At 38.6% G+C, this 15343-nt stretch carries 12 protein-coding genes and 3 tRNA genes; 10 read left to right on the top strand and 5 right to left on the bottom strand.

Annotation, left to right across the window (positions count from 1 at the left end):
- Positions 1 to 130: 130 nt before the first annotated feature.
- Positions 131 to 1621, top strand: coding sequence for a flavin-containing monooxygenase (locus ACS125_RS01660; RefSeq protein WP_151963918.1), 1491 nt, complete (start codon positions 131 to 133; stop codon positions 1619 to 1621).
- 51 nt (positions 1622 to 1672) lie between these two features.
- Here the strand turns inward: ACS125_RS01660 and ACS125_RS01655 are convergent, their stop codons facing one another.
- A complete protein-coding gene (locus ACS125_RS01655; protein WP_151963919.1) occupies positions 1673 to 2845 on the bottom strand; it encodes an acyl-CoA dehydrogenase family protein in 1173 nt (390 codons plus the stop codon).
- Between the two features lie 189 nt (positions 2846 to 3034).
- Here ACS125_RS01655 and ACS125_RS01650 point away from each other — a divergent pair, with 189 nt between their 5' ends.
- The 5 genes from ACS125_RS01650 to ACS125_RS01630 all read left to right on the top strand — a co-directional run bounded on the left by ACS125_RS01650 (position 3035) and on the right by ACS125_RS01630 (position 8579).
- Complete coding sequence (locus ACS125_RS01650) at positions 3035 to 3292, top strand: FAD assembly factor SdhE (protein ID WP_005301304.1); 258 nt, start codon at positions 3035 to 3037, stop codon at positions 3290 to 3292.
- Positions 3293 to 3298: 6 nt separating this feature from the next.
- Entirely contained in the window at positions 3299 to 3688 is a 390-nt protein-coding gene (locus ACS125_RS01645) for a hypothetical protein (RefSeq protein ID WP_151963920.1), read from the top strand.
- Positions 3689 to 4457: 769 nt separating this feature from the next.
- A complete protein-coding gene (locus ACS125_RS01640) occupies positions 4458 to 5546 on the top strand; it encodes a hypothetical protein (RefSeq protein WP_004789599.1) in 1089 nt (362 codons plus the stop codon).
- An 83-nt stretch (positions 5547 to 5629) separates the two neighbouring features.
- Positions 5630 to 6205: a rhombosortase gene (gene rrtA, locus ACS125_RS01635; protein WP_004789598.1), complete on the top strand. Its 576-nt coding sequence runs from the start codon at positions 5630 to 5632 to the stop codon at positions 6203 to 6205.
- Between the two features lie 178 nt (positions 6206 to 6383).
- Complete coding sequence (locus ACS125_RS01630; RefSeq protein WP_443270201.1) at positions 6384 to 8579, top strand: TRAP transporter large permease subunit; 2196 nt, start codon at positions 6384 to 6386, stop codon at positions 8577 to 8579.
- A 162-nt stretch (positions 8580 to 8741) separates the two neighbouring features.
- Here ACS125_RS01630 and ACS125_RS01625 read toward each other — a convergent pair whose 3' ends face one another.
- The 4 genes from ACS125_RS01625 to rnr all read right to left on the bottom strand — a co-directional run bounded on the left by ACS125_RS01625 (position 8742) and on the right by rnr (position 14032).
- Positions 8742 to 9167, bottom strand: a complete 426-nt coding sequence (locus ACS125_RS01625) for a hypothetical protein (protein WP_443270199.1) — start codon at positions 9165 to 9167, stop codon at positions 8742 to 8744.
- 11 nt (positions 9168 to 9178) lie between these two features.
- A complete protein-coding gene (locus ACS125_RS01620; RefSeq protein WP_004639498.1) occupies positions 9179 to 9388 on the bottom strand; it encodes a YheV family putative zinc ribbon protein in 210 nt (69 codons plus the stop codon).
- Between the two features lie 40 nt (positions 9389 to 9428).
- Entirely contained in the window at positions 9429 to 11483 is a 2055-nt protein-coding gene (locus tag ACS125_RS01615; RefSeq protein ID WP_443270196.1) for a M3 family metallopeptidase, read from the bottom strand.
- 134 nt (positions 11484 to 11617) lie between these two features.
- On the bottom strand, positions 11618 to 14032 hold the full coding sequence (gene rnr, locus ACS125_RS01610; protein WP_013196788.1) for a ribonuclease R: 2415 nt from the start codon (positions 14030 to 14032) through the stop codon (positions 11618 to 11620).
- Between the two features lie 261 nt (positions 14033 to 14293).
- On the opposite strand from rnr, the gene ACS125_RS01605 reads away from it, so the two are divergent.
- The 4 genes from ACS125_RS01605 to ACS125_RS01590 all read left to right on the top strand — a co-directional run bounded on the left by ACS125_RS01605 (position 14294) and on the right by ACS125_RS01590 (position 15287).
- Positions 14294 to 14384, top strand: a tRNA-Ser gene (locus ACS125_RS01605).
- A gap of 10 nt (positions 14385 to 14394) precedes the next feature.
- Positions 14395 to 14471: transfer RNA gene (locus ACS125_RS01600), tRNA-Arg, on the top strand.
- A 39-nt stretch (positions 14472 to 14510) separates the two neighbouring features.
- Positions 14511 to 14587 (top strand) — tRNA-Arg (locus tag ACS125_RS01595).
- Positions 14588 to 14693: 106 nt separating this feature from the next.
- Positions 14694 to 15287 (top strand): HAD-IB family hydrolase, encoded by a 594-nt coding sequence (locus tag ACS125_RS01590; protein ID WP_440203263.1) that lies wholly within the window; start codon positions 14694 to 14696, stop codon positions 15285 to 15287.
- Positions 15288 to 15343 lie beyond the last annotated feature (56 nt).

Here is a 15343-nt window from a genome sequence, read left to right as displayed (position 1 = left end):
TAAGTAGTAAAATTATAAAAATGTCCTCAAGTGACATAAAAAAACGGATAAACGGTCAAACTTGACATTGTGTATTGTCAAAATTGTGCTTTAATAAACTTATATTCTCAACAATGGGTATAAAAATAAAATGGAAAAGCAAGTTGATATTTTAATCATTGGCGCAGGTATCTCAGGAATTGGAGTTGCTGCCCACTTATCAAAAAATTCTCCACAACGCCAATTTGAAATTTTAGAGCGTCGTGAATCTTTTGGTGGAACATGGGATCTTTTCCGTTATCCAGGTATTCGCTCAGACTCAGATATGTCCACATTTGGTTTTAATTTTAAGCCGTGGTGTAAAGCGAATGTATTAGCTGATGGTGCTTCTATTAAAGGATATCTAGGCGAAGTTATTGATGAATATAAATTAAAAGAAAAAATTCACTTTGGTCATCGTGTACTTTCTGCTAATTATGATTCTGAATCAAAGAAATGGCAGGTTGTAATCGAAGATGGCAAGAAAAAACAACAGACTTGGATTGCTAATTTTGTTGTAGGGTGTACTGGTTACTATAACTATGATCAAGGATATGCACCTTCTTTCCCAAATCAAGAAGCATTTAAAGGGCAACTTATTCACCCGCAGCATTGGCCTGAAAATTTAGATTACACAGGTAAAAAGGTCGTTATTATTGGTAGTGGCGCAACAGCGATTACTTTAGTACCAGCAATGGCGAAAGGTGGAGCTGGTCATGTAACGATGTTGCAGCGTTCACCAACGTATATTGCTAGTGTACCGTCTATCGACTTTATTTATGAAAAAACGCGTAAATTTATGTCAGAAGAAGCGGCGTATAAATTTACCCGTGCACGTAATATTGGTATGCAGCGCGCTATTTATGCATTGTCTCAGAAGCATCCAAAGACTGTACGTCGTTTACTCTTAAAAGCAATTGAAGTGCAGTTAAAGGGTAAAGTTGATATGAAGCATTTTACACCTTCATACAATCCTTGGGATCAACGTCTATGTGTTGTACCAGATGGTGACTTATTTAAGATTTTGCGTGAAGGCAAAGCCAGTGTAGAAACAGATCAAGTTGAGAAATTTACTGAAAAAGGTATTTTACTTAAATCTGGTAAACATCTTGATGCAGATATTGTGATTTCTGCAACTGGTTTGCAAGTGCAAATTATGGGTGGGGTTCAGGCTACTATTGATGGTAAAGCTCTTAATTCATCTGAACATATGCTTTATAACGGCGTGATGTTGAGTGATGTACCAAATATGGCCATGATTATTGGCTATGTAAATGCATCATGGACGCTTAAGGTCGATATCGCTGCGGAATATATTTGTCGCTTGTTAAACTATATGGACAAAAATAGTTATGATGAAGTAGTTCCGTCTGGTGATAAGACTGAAATGGAAGAAGATACTGTAATGGGTAAATTATCTTCAGGTTATATCAGTCGTGCGGCACATGAACTTCCAAAACAAGGTAAGCATGCTCCATGGCAAGTTACTAATAACTATTTAGAAGATAGAAAGTCGCTAAAAAATTCAAAATTTGAAGATGGTGTTCTACATTTTCATAAACGTTCAGAAGCAAATGAGCGTAAGCCAAAACTAGTATCTTAATAGATATTAGATAAATAAAAGGGGCGTAATGCCCCTTTTATATTGAATTTATTAAAGTGTTCTAGAAATTAATTCTTTCATAATTTCATTGGTACCTGCATAAATTCGATTTGCTCGGTGATCTATGTAGGCACGTGCAATTGGATATTCAAGCATGTAACCATAACCGCCATGTAATTGAAGACATTCATCTACAACTTTTGAGAACATGTCTGAAATTTTATATTTAGCAGCTGCGGCCGCTTCCACACTCAATTTTTCTTCAAGTTGTAATTCCATACAACGATCTAGATAGGTACGGCAGAAATCTATTTCTGTTCTCAGTTCAGCAAGTTTAAAACGCGTATTTTGAAATGCACTAACAGGTTTGCCAAATGCTTTACGATCTTTTGTATATTGGACAGTATGTGCAAATGCAGCTTCAGCGCCTGCCTGACAAATAATAGCGACTAGCATTCGTTCCCAAGCCAATTCTTTCATGAGCATGAAAAAGCCCATGCCTTCCATACCTAAGAGATTTTCTTTAGGAACACGAACATTATCAAAAAATAATTCGCACGTATCTTGGCCTTTCATTCCAATTTTATTAAGAGGCTTACCTTTGCTAAAACCAGCTCTGTCTGCTTCAACAATAATGAGTGATAAGTTCGCTGAACCTTTGTCGTTATTACCCGTTTTACAAACAACCACGACCATGTCACATAAGTAGCCATTGGTAATGAAAATTTTAGAACCATTAATGACATAATCATCACCATCAAGTACAGCGGTGGTTCTCACTGCTTGTAAATCAGAACCAGTACCAGGCTCAGTCATGGCAATAGCCGTGACCACTTCTCCGGTTGCCATTTTCGGTAGCCACTTTTGTTTTTGTTCTTCATTACCAAAGTTATTTACATAATTGGCAACGATATCTGAATGCAAAGAGAAGCCCGTACTTGAGTCCATAGCATAAGCTTGTTCTTCGATTAAGATCATGCTGTACAAACGGTCTACTCCAGACCCACCATATTGCTCTGGCATTGTGGTGCAAAGAAGACCTAATTCTCCGGCCTTATTCCAAAGGTCTCGATCAACATGTTGCTGTTTTTCATATTTTTCAATATTGGGAACAACTTCCTTTTCATAGAATTTACGTACTGTCTCGCGGAAAGCTTCATGCTCTTCGTTAAATAGTTTTCTCGGTAACATATTTGGAATAGGACGGATGGCACCAGATTGCATTTGTATTTCTTCCTTGGTTCAGGTGTGATGTTATTTCCTTAAACATACGGAAGCATTTCATAGCGAACAATGTGATGAATGCTCAATTATGAGGACAAGATGATAAATTTGGTCAATTTGATATTTTTAGCGATCTTTGGAATGTGATCAGGTAAACTAGGCGCACTATCAACGCAGATGGGGAAATAAATGTCTGACGAAATGACCTTGGAAGAACGTAAAGTAATTTATCGAGCACGCCGCGGCTTAAAAGAAATTGACGTCTATTTTGACCCTTATGTAAAAAACTATTATCTAACTGCGGATCCGGCAGAGAAGGCCTTATTTGCAGAATTAGTGGAACAAGAAGATCCAGATTTGCTAGATTGGTTCATGGAAGTTTCTGAACCTCCACGCACAGAGTTACGTGAATTTATTTATAAATTAAAACAGTACGTACATGGCTAAACTGTTTTGATAAAAGAATTGAATTTTGAGCTGAAATATAGTCGTTTCTCGATAATATTTCAGCTTTTTATTGGCTTGAGTTTAGCAATCCTACTTTATCAGTTGTTATCACCTATGTGGTGGCTAGTTAGCCTGATCCTTTTATCTATTGGTTTTCTATTGTTTTTAAAACAATCACGAATTTCTCAAATTGCATATTTAGATCAAAAATCTTGGTCAGTTGTTTATCTTCCTAAAAAAGTGATTCACCGTGTAGAAATTAATAAAATAATTGATTATCAGCTATTTATGATTGTTTATTTTGAGGGGGCACTTACGAAGGTAGCCATAATTTGGTTTGATCAACTTCCTTTACAGTATTGGAAAAAGTTAAAAGTCTTACAGAAACTTCATTAATTGTTAGACAATTCTACATTTGTATATTTATTTAAAAATTATAAAAAACAATAACTTAATCTTTATTTTTTTATTTGAGATCAGGATTGTCTAATTAAAATATAGAAAAAAGCTAAGGAAATACAATTGTCTGACAATTTCACCTATGGGTATCTATTTGATCGGTTAAAGTACAAACACCAACGTAAAGTGTGTCGGAGGTCTCAAAATGGAGATGCCAACATGGTCGTTCTTGGTCATTGCCATCATTTTGGCAGTGGTGATCGGAAGAGCAGGAACTTTACTCAGGGAACATCTTAACAGAGTTAATTTTAACAAAGTTAAGAGACAGAGGATGCAAGGTCGTCGATCAGTCAATTATTAAATTGGTTAGTCGATTAATTTCATCAAGTGTCCAGTTTATAATTGGGTGCGATTGTAGTAAGGAGGTCTCTCATGGAGATTTCAATGTGGATGTTTCTGTTAATTGCAGTAGTTATGGCTGTGGTAGTAGGAAGAGCAGGAACTTTACTTAAGGATTATATAGAACAAAAATAATATAAGCCGTTAAAAGCTTATCTCAGTTAATAAGTAGCATGTGCTGAACCGTCGCAATGCTACTTTTTTTTGCCTAAAATTTCTGTTTCCCTGAAAAACTGTCAATTTTATCTGCTGTGAAGTGTGTCAAAGTATAAGCGCTACAATTAGAGTAATTACTCTTTTATTCAAGATATGCATCTGCTAATGTACATCTGAAAAGGAAAAAACAAATTACATAGAGGACAGGAAGATGTCTAAAGTCCAAAAAATAAGCCAAGGTTTGGCGATGAGTTTTCTTGCAGCTTCAGTTTTATCAGGTTGTTCATACGTCGTGAAAACCGGAGCAAATGTTGCTTTAGGTTTTACGGAAAAGCACGTCGTTCCGCCTATTCTGGCAATGCAAGATGCTGAAATGGTTTGTAATACTGGTAGTGCTTTAACACCAGCAATCATGTCTACTAAAGGTATGGGTGCAGATCCAACGCGTGTTGCGGTATTAATGTATGCGGCTTCAGGTGTATGTGCTGAGAATCAAGCATTAGAACAGGAATTACGTTATTTGCGTGCATCAAAAGCAGGGCAAGTAACTGAAGCTCAAGATGCACGTATTGCACAAAAGCGTTGGGCAGCAATTGCTGCTGAGCGTCAATATACAGGCTATAAGTTGTTTGCTGATCGTTGGGAATCTAAATATAAATACCATTTAGGTGATTCTTGTCCAACAATGCGTAGTGATACTGATCAAACAGTTTATTTACTTGGAATGATTAGTGGCCTTCAGGCTGTGACCAATGATATTAACTCTGGTGGCGCAGTCAATGTTCCAAAGGATATCGCCGCTATTGTAGAGCGTGGCATGGTTTGTCTAGATAATGAAAAATTTTGGGGAGCGCCTAACGCAACGCGTGCTGTTATCTGGACTTTATTACCTGGGGCAGATGAAGGGAAACCTGATCCATACCAAACTCTAAAACAGTCAATGCAGATTGGCGAGCAAAAAGGTGTTCGCTTATCTCATGCTTTATATGCAGTAGCTGCTCAAGCAAGTGGTGATGATGCAAAAATCCGTGATGCATTAAGATCATATGCCGCTTCTCAAGCTGATGATAAGCCTGTTAATCCGAACTTTAAGTTAATCGATAGTATGGCAGGTCTGATTGTACGCGGTATTTCTGACCGCTACTGGACTGAGCATACTGGTGTGCGTACTGGAGATGATGGCATGTCACATTTCTGGGATGATAAGAACGAAGGTGCAGCAGAGCTAGATGAGTTATTTGATGGCGGAGCCGCATCTGAAGCTCCTGCGGATTCATCTGCTCCACCAGCAGCACAGTAAACATATTTGGAAGACTAACTTCTTGCGAGTCTATTGTTAAGTTCTACAATAGTTGTAAGAAGTTTAATTTCAAGGAGTGTGCCATGAAAGATCATGTACTGAATAATAAAGTGCTTTTGGTCGCAGTGTGCATTTCCATATCTGCATGTCTACAAGTATTTCCTGATACTTTTATTTATTGGCGGGAAAGTTTACTTGGTGAATTCTGGCGTTTATGGACTGCACATTGGGTACACGTTGGGTGGATTCATTTCCTTTTAAATATGATGGCATTCGCCTGTTTACCGTTTATTTTTCCGCACACCAAAGCGTGGCATCTTTTAAGTCTACTTTTACTGTTGCCACCTTTCATTAGCTTGGTCTTCTATTTTTATTTACCTTATATCGAGGCATATGCTGGTTTGTCAGGTGTTTTACATGGGCTCTATACAGCAGTTGCTTTAGTTTATTTGCAATATCGTAAAGAACGGAATTTTGCTTTTCTGGTCTTAGGATTAATTATTGCAAAACTGATATGGGAAAATACTTTTGGGCAAACAGGAACTGCCCAGTTAATAGGGAGCCCAGTTTTAACTGAAGCTCACTTATATGGAGCAATTGGTGGAGCAATCTTTGGGGGCTGCTATTGGCTTGCTCAAAGATTAAAAAAGAAATATTGACAATACAAACTGTTAAAAAAGTGATTTTAGTCATTCTTTATTAATAAAGTTTGATGCAAATTTGATCGTTGAATAAAGGGATTGGTAGAAGGGGGAAGGAATTAACCCCTGACCAAGAAAATTGCATGACTCAAACTCCTGTTTTTCAGGTTTTTGGGAGAACAAAATTGGAATATTTATGCAAGAACATCAAGAAAAAAGATCTGGATTAGGTCTGTTGGGTTATATCTGGAACGAATGGATCTCAACATTCGTTATCCTCATTCTACTATTAATGACACTAATCATTGGTACCGGGGAGATGATCCACGGGCAATTATTACGTATCGGGGAACGTCTTTATGGTGATCCTGCGATAGGCATGCAATATTCATTTTTGCGTGCTGAACCTGAAAAACCGACTTGTGATCGACATCCAAATATCGATGCTCAAGTCAAAGAACAAATGAAAGCGAATGCATCTGACGATTTTTCGAGTTTCTTTGGTGCAGCTTCAGAAAGTGATGTCCGTGCATCGCTTCTCGCAGCGCAGCAACAATGTGATGAGAAATATCAGGCGTATGACAAGACAATTAAATATATCGAAGCTAACCCAGGGGTACGTACTTATCGCGCCATCGAAACAGGCTTCTTTGGTATTTTTAAATTTGGTACAGAAAATCGAGCAATTTTACTGATTTTTATGGTTCTAATTTCTGCGATTACCGCATCGTTAAAATTTCACCATATTGGCTTACGTAATCCGGCAACAAAAATAGATTATAAAGTCTATTCCATCTTTATGGTGGTTGCTAATGCTCTACTCAGTTTCTCTGTAATTAGCCAGTATCGTTCAGTTATCAATTCTGGGGTGACACCTACCTATGAAACAGTAACTATTTACTGGATATGGATGATTTTATTTGTTGTTCTGACTTTGATTAGTCTTTATCAATTATTTATTTCACCTCCACCAAAACGTGAAGGCGGTAATATTGGCTTAGCTCTACTAAGTGTGCCTTTATATGCTTACATGGCTTTGATTACGGGCATAGTATTCACATTCTTTATGGATTATCCAATGGGGCAAGGGATTTACCTTGGTTTATTGGTTGAATTCTCAGGTATTTTCTTAAACCTTGCCTTGTTTATTTGGGCAGGTATGCTTTTAACTCAAACACGCGTTATGGACTTGTTCCTTAATGTGCTTCGCCCATGGAATTTGGCACCAGAAACTTTAACATGGTTGATTCTAATTGCAGCTGCGGTACCGACGGCTTATACAGGCGCGTCAGGTATTTTCGTTATTGCAGCAGGTGCAATTATTTATAAAGAAGTCTGGAATGCGGGTGCTCGCCGTCAATATGCATTGGCTGTATCTGCAATGTCTGGTTCTTTAGGGGTAGTAGTACGTCCATGTCTACTGGTCGTTTTAATTGCGATGCTGGACAGCCGTCATGTAACGTCCGATGAGTTGTTTGGCCATGGTGTTTATGTATTTTGGTTAACAGCATTTATTTTCTTGGGTGTTTCATTACTCTTGGCTGAAGAGAAGTTCCGTGTAAATTCGCCAAAAGTTGCGATTCCAGGCATGATGCGCGCCTTTATACCTGTAATTCCATACATTCTGATCACTGCTGTTGTTCTTGCTATTTATAAATATGCATTAGACACAGGAATGAATGAATTTACTGCTCCAGTAATTTTGCCATTAGTGCTGATCGCAATGATTTTGTATGACAAATTGGTAGCGCCAAAAGAAGATCCTGCGATCAATATTCATGAGGCGATTGTTCGTGAACACGAACAGAAATCACCATTCCTTCGAGCACATGATCCGCATAGTTCTCAGTTCCGTCTTGGTTTTGGTGGAGCGCTTCGCTTTGCAACTTCAGAAACTGTAGGCCATATTGGCGCACTAATTATCCTGATGGCATTGTCTGCAAGTGTTGGGGGTTTAATTGAACGTTCTGAAGTGGTTGAATTATTGCCGACTCATTTAGGCAGTATCTATATATCACTGGCATGTATTGCACTGTTACTTGCTATTATTGGTATGTGTACAGATCCATTTGGTGCTGTAATTTTAGTTGCTGCAACCATTGCGCCTGTAGCGTACGAAAATGGTATTCATCCAATTCACTTCTGGATGATTGTGTTGGTTGCATTCGAATTTGGTTATGTAACTCCACCAGTTGCCTTGAACCATCTACTCACGCGGTTGTCCGTCGGAGATGATGAAGTGAACGCTGCTGATGCTGAAGCGAAAGAGAAATATACAAGCTTCTACTTCCGTTATGAGCGCTGGTTGCTACCAATTATTGTCTTATTCTCATCACTGGTATTGGTTACTTATGTACCATATGTATTTAAGTTATTCGGTTGGTACCATTAACTTAAATTAAAGTATAGGTTATACAAAAAAGCCTTCCTAAATGGAGGGCTTTTTGTATTAAGAGGATTCAATAAATTTAGGAAAAAAGAATGGCTGGAGTTATTAATTAAAATAAAAAAAGCTAAAGTTATCTATCTTTAGCTTTTTTTCCCCATTGGAAAACTATTGCTGTTTGAGCTGAGCTTCAAGCAATTTAACTTGTTCTTCTTTGAGTTTTGTTAATTGATCAGCATCAGCATGCTGAGCTTTTAAAGTTGCTTCCTGATCTTTTAGCTGGCGATGGATGTCATCGAGTTTAGACACTTCTTCTTTTGCTAAAGACTCTTGAGCTGGTACAGGCTGTTTGAGTACATCTTCATTCACAAGCTGTTGTGAACTTGCAGTTTCTTCTACAGGTTCTGAGCTTGATGATGGATCCGTGGTTTTAACGGGAGCGGGTGTCGAAACAGGTTGAGGATCAACAATTGGTGCGGATGACTCGGTTTTTTTGAAAAACCATTGTGCAGCTAAAAAAAGCACTACAAGAATGCTTAAGCCCCCAATTAAAATCCACAATAGTTTTGAGTTTTGTTTTCTTTGTAGTGGCATCTCTAAGACCTTTAGTCAGGACGACGAGGCTTGAACTGTATTACTCCAACTTCATCAGGTACAGCGGGCGCTTCAGGCTCATCAATATGAGTCGGACGATTTTCACTATAACCGCATTCGATACATTCAATCCATTCGTCTTCAGCGGTGGTTAGCATGACAATCCGATCTGTTGCTTCACATTTTGGACATTTAGCCCCAGCAATGAAACGTTTTTTCATCTTTATCACCCTAACCACACGATCAATTTAGGCCCATAGTTTAAGCGGTTTTACTGTCATTCGTCCAACCTTGATGACGTAACAGTGCATCAATTTTAGGTTCACGGCCACGGAAACTCACAAATGCTTCAAGTGCAGTATCTTTACCACCCACTGCTAAGATTGCCTGACGGAATTCTTTGCCAGTTTGAGTGTTGAAAATACCTTCGTGTTCAAAACGGTCAAATGCATCACTTGCTAAAACTTCTGCCCATTTGTAAGAATAATAACCTGCCGCATAACCACCAGCAAAAATATGACTGAAGCTATGCTGGAAGCGGTTGTAATCTACAGCAGGAACAACTGCATACTGCTTACGAATGTCATCTAAGGTCTGCTGAATTTGCTCACTATTCAAAGCAGGTGTTTTAGTGTGAATAGTCAAATCAAACAATGCAAATTCAAGCTGACGTAAAGTTTGCATACCAGACTGGAAGAATCGTGCATTTAATAAAGCATCGAGTAATTCTTGTGGCAAAGTTTGTTTACTATCGATGTGTTCACTTAATACATCTAGGCTTTCTTTATCCCATGACCAGAATTCCATGAACTGGCTTGGTAGCTCTACTGCATCCCAAGCAACACCATGAGTTCCTGCAACTGAAATATTATCTACTTCGGTTAGCATGTGATGTAAACCATGTCCAAATTCGTGGAACAGGGTAATGACTTCATCATGAGTCAGTAAGGCTGGCTGATCACCTACTGGAGGCGTGAAGTTACACACCATGTAGCAAATTGGTTTTTGTAAACCATGAACAGTTTGCATGCGTGAGCGGAAACCATTCATCCACGCACCGCCACGTTTACCCGTACGTGCATAGATGTCAAAGAAGAAGCCACCAATCACTTGGCCTTGGTCTTCTAATTCAAAATAACGTGCATCTGGATGCCAGACTGGTGCTTGTCTTTCGATGATGCTAATACCATATAAGCGCTGCACGATCTGGAATAAACCCTGAATGACTTTAGGTGCAGGAAAGTACGGTTTTAATGCTTCTTGCGATAAGTTGAATTGTTGCTGTTTGAGCTTTTCAGAATAGTAAGTACTATCCCAAGGTCTAAGTTCGTCAACACCATCTTGTTTGGCAATCTCTTTAAGTTCAGCAACTTCTTGAAGAGCAGGGGCGCGAGCATGCTCAGCGAGATCAACTAAAAAGTCATGTACCGTTTTTACATCTGGTGCCATTTTACTTGCAAGAGAATATTCAGCGTAGTTATTGAAACCAAGTAGCTTCGCCATTTCCTGACGAAGACTTAAAATTTCTTCCATAATTTTGCTGTTATCAAACTCAGTTTGTTCAGACTGATCAGATGCACGAGTGACATAAGCTCTGTAAAGCTCTTCACGCAAAGCGCGGTCATCTGCATAAGTCATGATTGCAAAATAAGCTGGGAAATCTAGAGTTGCTACAGCTTGATCGAGTTCACGTTGTTTACCGTATTGTTTTAATAACTCAACATTACTTTCAGGAAGACCTTTTAGCTCAGTTTCTGTAAGCGGTTTAAAGTATGCTTGTGTTGCATCAAGTACATGGTTAGAAAAATCAGAAGAAAGCTGTGAAAGGCGAGCAGAAATATCTGCATAGCGTTTTTTCTCTTCACCCTCTAAAGCCACACCAGAAAGTTTAAAATCACGTAAAGCGAGTCGAATAGCACTTTGTTGGGCTGGACTAAGAGAGGTATAACCCTGACCATCATGGATATGCTGATAAGTTTGATAGAGCGCCGTGTGTTGACCAAGTTGAGTGTAATATTCACTCAAGGCCGGTAATAACGATTGATAGACTTCTCTGGTTTCAGCATTGTTCATCACCGCATTTAAATGTGATAAAACACCCCATGATTCACTGAGGTTATTTTCAAGTGTATCGACTTGTTCAAGTACGGCAAGTTGTTGAGCGGTATCGGTAGGTACAGCGGTAAGAGTATTTAAAAATTCTTGGCCTGCTTGAATCGCTTGTTGGATGTCTTGTTTTAAATTTTCTAATTCAATTTCATCAAAACGCGGGGTTGGTAAGGTCGCTTGCTGTAAAGTCATTGCTGTTAGCCACATTATTTTTTAAACATGTTATTAGATGTAGGTCCTCTCAAGCCAGAAATCAAGTTTAATGTGCAAAATAAGCTTTTTAAAAAGAAATAAGTCCCAAATCGGGACTTATTTCTAGGCTGGCAACATCTAGTGTTTAATTATTCAGCCTTTGATTTTGCATTGGCCTTTTTCTTTTTAGGCTTAGACTTTTTCTTTACTTTTTCTGGTTTACTTTCGGCTTTTGCAGAAGGTTTTTTACCAGACTTTTTAGTATAAGAACTCGCCTTAGCTTTTTCTTTCTTTTTATGAACAGGTCTTTCACCATCACTACTTGTTGGTTTACTGAAAACTTCTTCAGTTGCCTGTGAAGATGTTTTCGTTGTGCGTGGAGCTCGGCTACGAACCACTCTTCCAGCATGCGTGACTTGTTGAAGAAGCTGGAAGTCAATTTTACGTTCTTCAAGATTTACGCCAGCCACCTGAATTTTAACTTCATCGCCTAAACCAAAGACTTGACCACGATTTTGACCTACCAGATTTTGGCTCGCTTGGTCATAAATAAAGAAGTCATCGCCGAGTTGGCTAATATGAATCATGCCATCGACATATAGATCTTTAAGTGTGATAAATAAACCAAATTCGGTTACTGCACTTACGATACCAATAAACTCGTCACCCAAATGCTGTTGCATGTAGTGACACTTCAACCAAGTTGTTACGCTACGAGAAGCTTCATCTGCACGGCGTTCAGTTTGAGAAAAATGTTCACCAGCATCATCAAGCGCTGCACCAGAGAGTGGATAAGGCTTTTGTTTCAAGTGTGCTTTAATAGCACGGTGCAATAATAAATCTGGGTAACGACGAATTGGCGAAGTGAAATGGGTATAGGCTTCATAAGCCAAACCATAGTGCCCCGCATTTTTTGCACCATAATAAGCTTGCATCATTGAGCGTAATAAAACGGCATGAATACTTGGTGCATCAATACGGTCTTTGGTCGCTTCAATAACTTTTTGATAGTCTGCTTGAGTTGGTTGGTCAGGGAAGGGTAGACCAAGCAATTTAACAAAGTCTTTTACTTTCTGAATACGTGAAAACTCTGGAGCTTCATGCACACGATATAACATCGGAACATCATGCTCTAATGCATATTCAGCTGCAGCAACGTTAGCAAGCAACATACATTCTTCAATGAGCTTATGTGCTTCATTACGTGTACGTGGCAAAATTTCTTTAATTCCACCCAACTCATCAAAAGTCATGTACGTTTCAATGGTTTCAAATTCCATTGCATGGCGGTCAGCACGCAAGTTTTTCAAAATTTGATAAAGCTGGAAAAGTGTATTTAAAGATTTATGAACATCACGATCTTTTGGAATCGCATCTGTTGCGCCTTCAAAGTATTGCGCTACCTGTGTATAGGTCAAACGTGCTTTTGAGTGCATAACCGACGGATAAAAATCGTAACCAGTTACACGGCCTGAACGAGAGAGCTTAAGGTCACAGACCATACATAAGCGGTCTACGTGAGGATTCAGAGAACACAAGCCGTTTGACAAAGCCTCTGGTAGCATTGGTAATACAAAGTGTGGGAAATATACCGAAGTGCCTCGTTCCTCAGCTTCTTCGTTGAGGGCTGAGTCTAAGCGTACATAATGGCTGACATCGGCAATTGCGACGACAACGCGGTAACCCCCACCCGGACGTTTTTCTGCATAAACTGCATCATCAAAATCCCGAGCGTCTTCACCATCAATTGTAACTAATGCCAAATCTCTTAAATCAATACGACCTTCACGGTCTTGAGCAGATGGCTCTTTAAAACTTTCTGCTTCTTTTAATACCTGATCTGGAAATTCATATGGCAAACCAAATTCAAGAATAGTTTGTGGAATGATAATTTCTGTATCAGCTTTGTCTGCCATAGACTGAATAATATGTGCTGTTGAAAACTCTTCACGGGTCGGATAGCTATCAATTGCAACACGTAGCATATCGCCAACATTCGCCCCAGCATGTTTTACGAGTTCTTTTTCTAAAGGAATAGGCTGATGCTGATTGGGATTGTTGGGTTGAATAAAATATTCACCCTCATGAACTGACAATTTACCAATTAATTGTTTAACACGATGCTGTAAAACTTCTGTGATAAAACCCCAAGGTTTACCTTTACGGTCTACTGAAGTCTGGCGCACTCTAACTCGGTCACCATTAAATACTAAACGTAATTCACGTTCAGGAAGTAAAAGATCAGTTTGACCATCAATATGTGCTGTACCTAAACCTTTACTATTAATATAAACAGTTGCTTCATATGTTGGTTGATCTGCCACCAACTGAAATTTAAAACCGTCTTTCATGATTTGACCATCACGAACCATAGCACTTAAACGATGACTTAATGCTTCGATACTTTTTTGGTCATGAATATTAAAATGATCGACAAGCTCTGCATGAGATTGTGGTGTTTGCAACTGTTCCAACGTATCTAAAATCAGAGTACGGCTTGGAATAGGATTGTCATAACGTTCAGCTTCAGCTTTCGCTTCAGGGTCAGCCCAGTTTTTTGTCATGTCGTTTTGTTTCACGCTTGGCAGATAAGTTTAGCATAAGCCATGCAGACCCGAACTGCACGTTCAGGTTTGCAATAATGTGTTATGCACTACGGTATTTTGATGAAGAAATAATATCTATCTTAACAAGCGTTTGATCGAAAAAGACGAAAATAATGAGGAAATTGCTTAAAAAATAATTCATTGAACTAAAAAACAAGAAAATTTCAGTATGATGACTTGAACAATGTGGTTTTAGTTTGTATTATGGCGGCTCGTTCCGGTGAGGTGGATGAGTGGCTGAAATCACTTCCCTGCTAAGGAAGCATACCTATTACTGGTATCGAGGGTTCGAATCCCTCTCTCACCGCCATTTACTTAATGCGCTCATAGCTCAGCTGGATAGAGCACTTGGCTACGAACTAAGGGGTCGGGAGTTCGAATCTCTCTGAGCGCACCAAGTAAAACAGAACGAATCGCTGAAAGGCACACAAGTTACGCGCTCATAGCTCAGCTGGATAGAGCACTTGGCTACGAACTAAGGGGTCGGGAGTTCGAATCTCTCTGAGCGCACCAACTTGAAGAATTAACCGCTTTTATAGCGGTTTTTTTGTGCTTATTTTTTAGTAATTTTAATAAATCTAAATTTATAACTTTTTAATTATATTAGAGATAATCATAAATGAACCTAGCTTTATTTGATTTTGATGGCACCATCACTCATAACGACACATTCAGCTTGTTTCTTAAATTTTCATTAGACAGCAAAACACAACTCATCGGTGGTATTCGGCTTGCACCCTATATAGCTGGCTATAAACTTGGTTGGGTAACGGATAAAACTATTCGAACCAAGCTCTGCCAAGTAGGATATGTAGGTTATGACGCGAATTCCCTAAAAGATATGGGGCAAGAGTTTGCTAAAAAGGTACTTCCTACATGTGTTCGTGAAAATGCTTTAGAGCGTATTTTCTGGCATAAACAACAAGGTGATCAAATTGTTGTTGTATCTGCATCATTAGGCGTTTATTTAGAAAGTTGGTGTCATTCTTTAGGTTTAGATGTTATATGCAACCAACTTGAAACACATAATGGTATTTTAACAGGCCATTTTATTGATGGTGATTGTGGTTATTTGGAAAAAGTAAATAGAATAAAAAATAAATATGATTTAAGCCAATACCCGACCATATATGCTTATGGTGATACTCCTAATGATTATGCAATGTTGGAATTAGCACATAAAAAGTATTATAGATGGCAAGAGATTGATTAGTATTAAATTAATATTTGAAACTATATTAAATCAGAAAGCCACTTATAAAAGTGGCT

It is taken from the genome of Acinetobacter sp. PFS20 (assembly GCF_052261015.1).
Lineage (GTDB): Bacteria > Pseudomonadota > Gammaproteobacteria > Pseudomonadales > Moraxellaceae > Acinetobacter.
Note: the sequence above shows the minus strand (reverse complement) of the source record. Positions and strands in the feature narration are given on the sequence as shown.

What these genes read in the sequence shown, in the direction of transcription:
- ACS125_RS01625 (WP_443270199.1), bottom strand. Translation starts at nt 9,167, where the DNA reads ATGCCACTACAAAGAAAACAAAACTCAAAACTATTGTGGATTTTAATT.
- ACS125_RS01615 (WP_443270196.1), bottom strand. Translation starts at nt 11,483, where the DNA reads ATGTGGCTAACAGCAATGACTTTACAGCAAGCGACCTTACCAACCCCG.
- ACS125_RS01620 (WP_004639498.1), bottom strand. Translation starts at nt 9,388, where the DNA reads ATGAAAAAACGTTTCATTGCTGGGGCTAAATGTCCAAAATGTGAAGCA.
- ACS125_RS01640 (WP_004789599.1), top strand. Translation starts at nt 4,458, where the DNA reads ATGTCTAAAGTCCAAAAAATAAGCCAAGGTTTGGCGATGAGTTTTCTT.
- ACS125_RS01650 (WP_005301304.1), top strand. Translation starts at nt 3,035, where the DNA reads ATGTCTGACGAAATGACCTTGGAAGAACGTAAAGTAATTTATCGAGCA.
- ACS125_RS01655 (WP_151963919.1), bottom strand. Translation starts at nt 2,845, where the DNA reads ATGCAATCTGGTGCCATCCGTCCTATTCCAAATATGTTACCGAGAAAA.
- ACS125_RS01660 (WP_151963918.1), top strand. Translation starts at nt 131, where the DNA reads ATGGAAAAGCAAGTTGATATTTTAATCATTGGCGCAGGTATCTCAGGA.
- ACS125_RS01630 (WP_443270201.1), top strand. Translation starts at nt 6,384, where the DNA reads ATGCAAGAACATCAAGAAAAAAGATCTGGATTAGGTCTGTTGGGTTAT.
- rnr (WP_013196788.1), bottom strand. Translation starts at nt 14,032, where the DNA reads ATGACAAAAAACTGGGCTGACCCTGAAGCGAAAGCTGAAGCTGAACGT.
- ACS125_RS01590 (WP_440203263.1), top strand. Translation starts at nt 14,694, where the DNA reads ATGAACCTAGCTTTATTTGATTTTGATGGCACCATCACTCATAACGAC.
- rrtA (WP_004789598.1), top strand. Translation starts at nt 5,630, where the DNA reads ATGAAAGATCATGTACTGAATAATAAAGTGCTTTTGGTCGCAGTGTGC.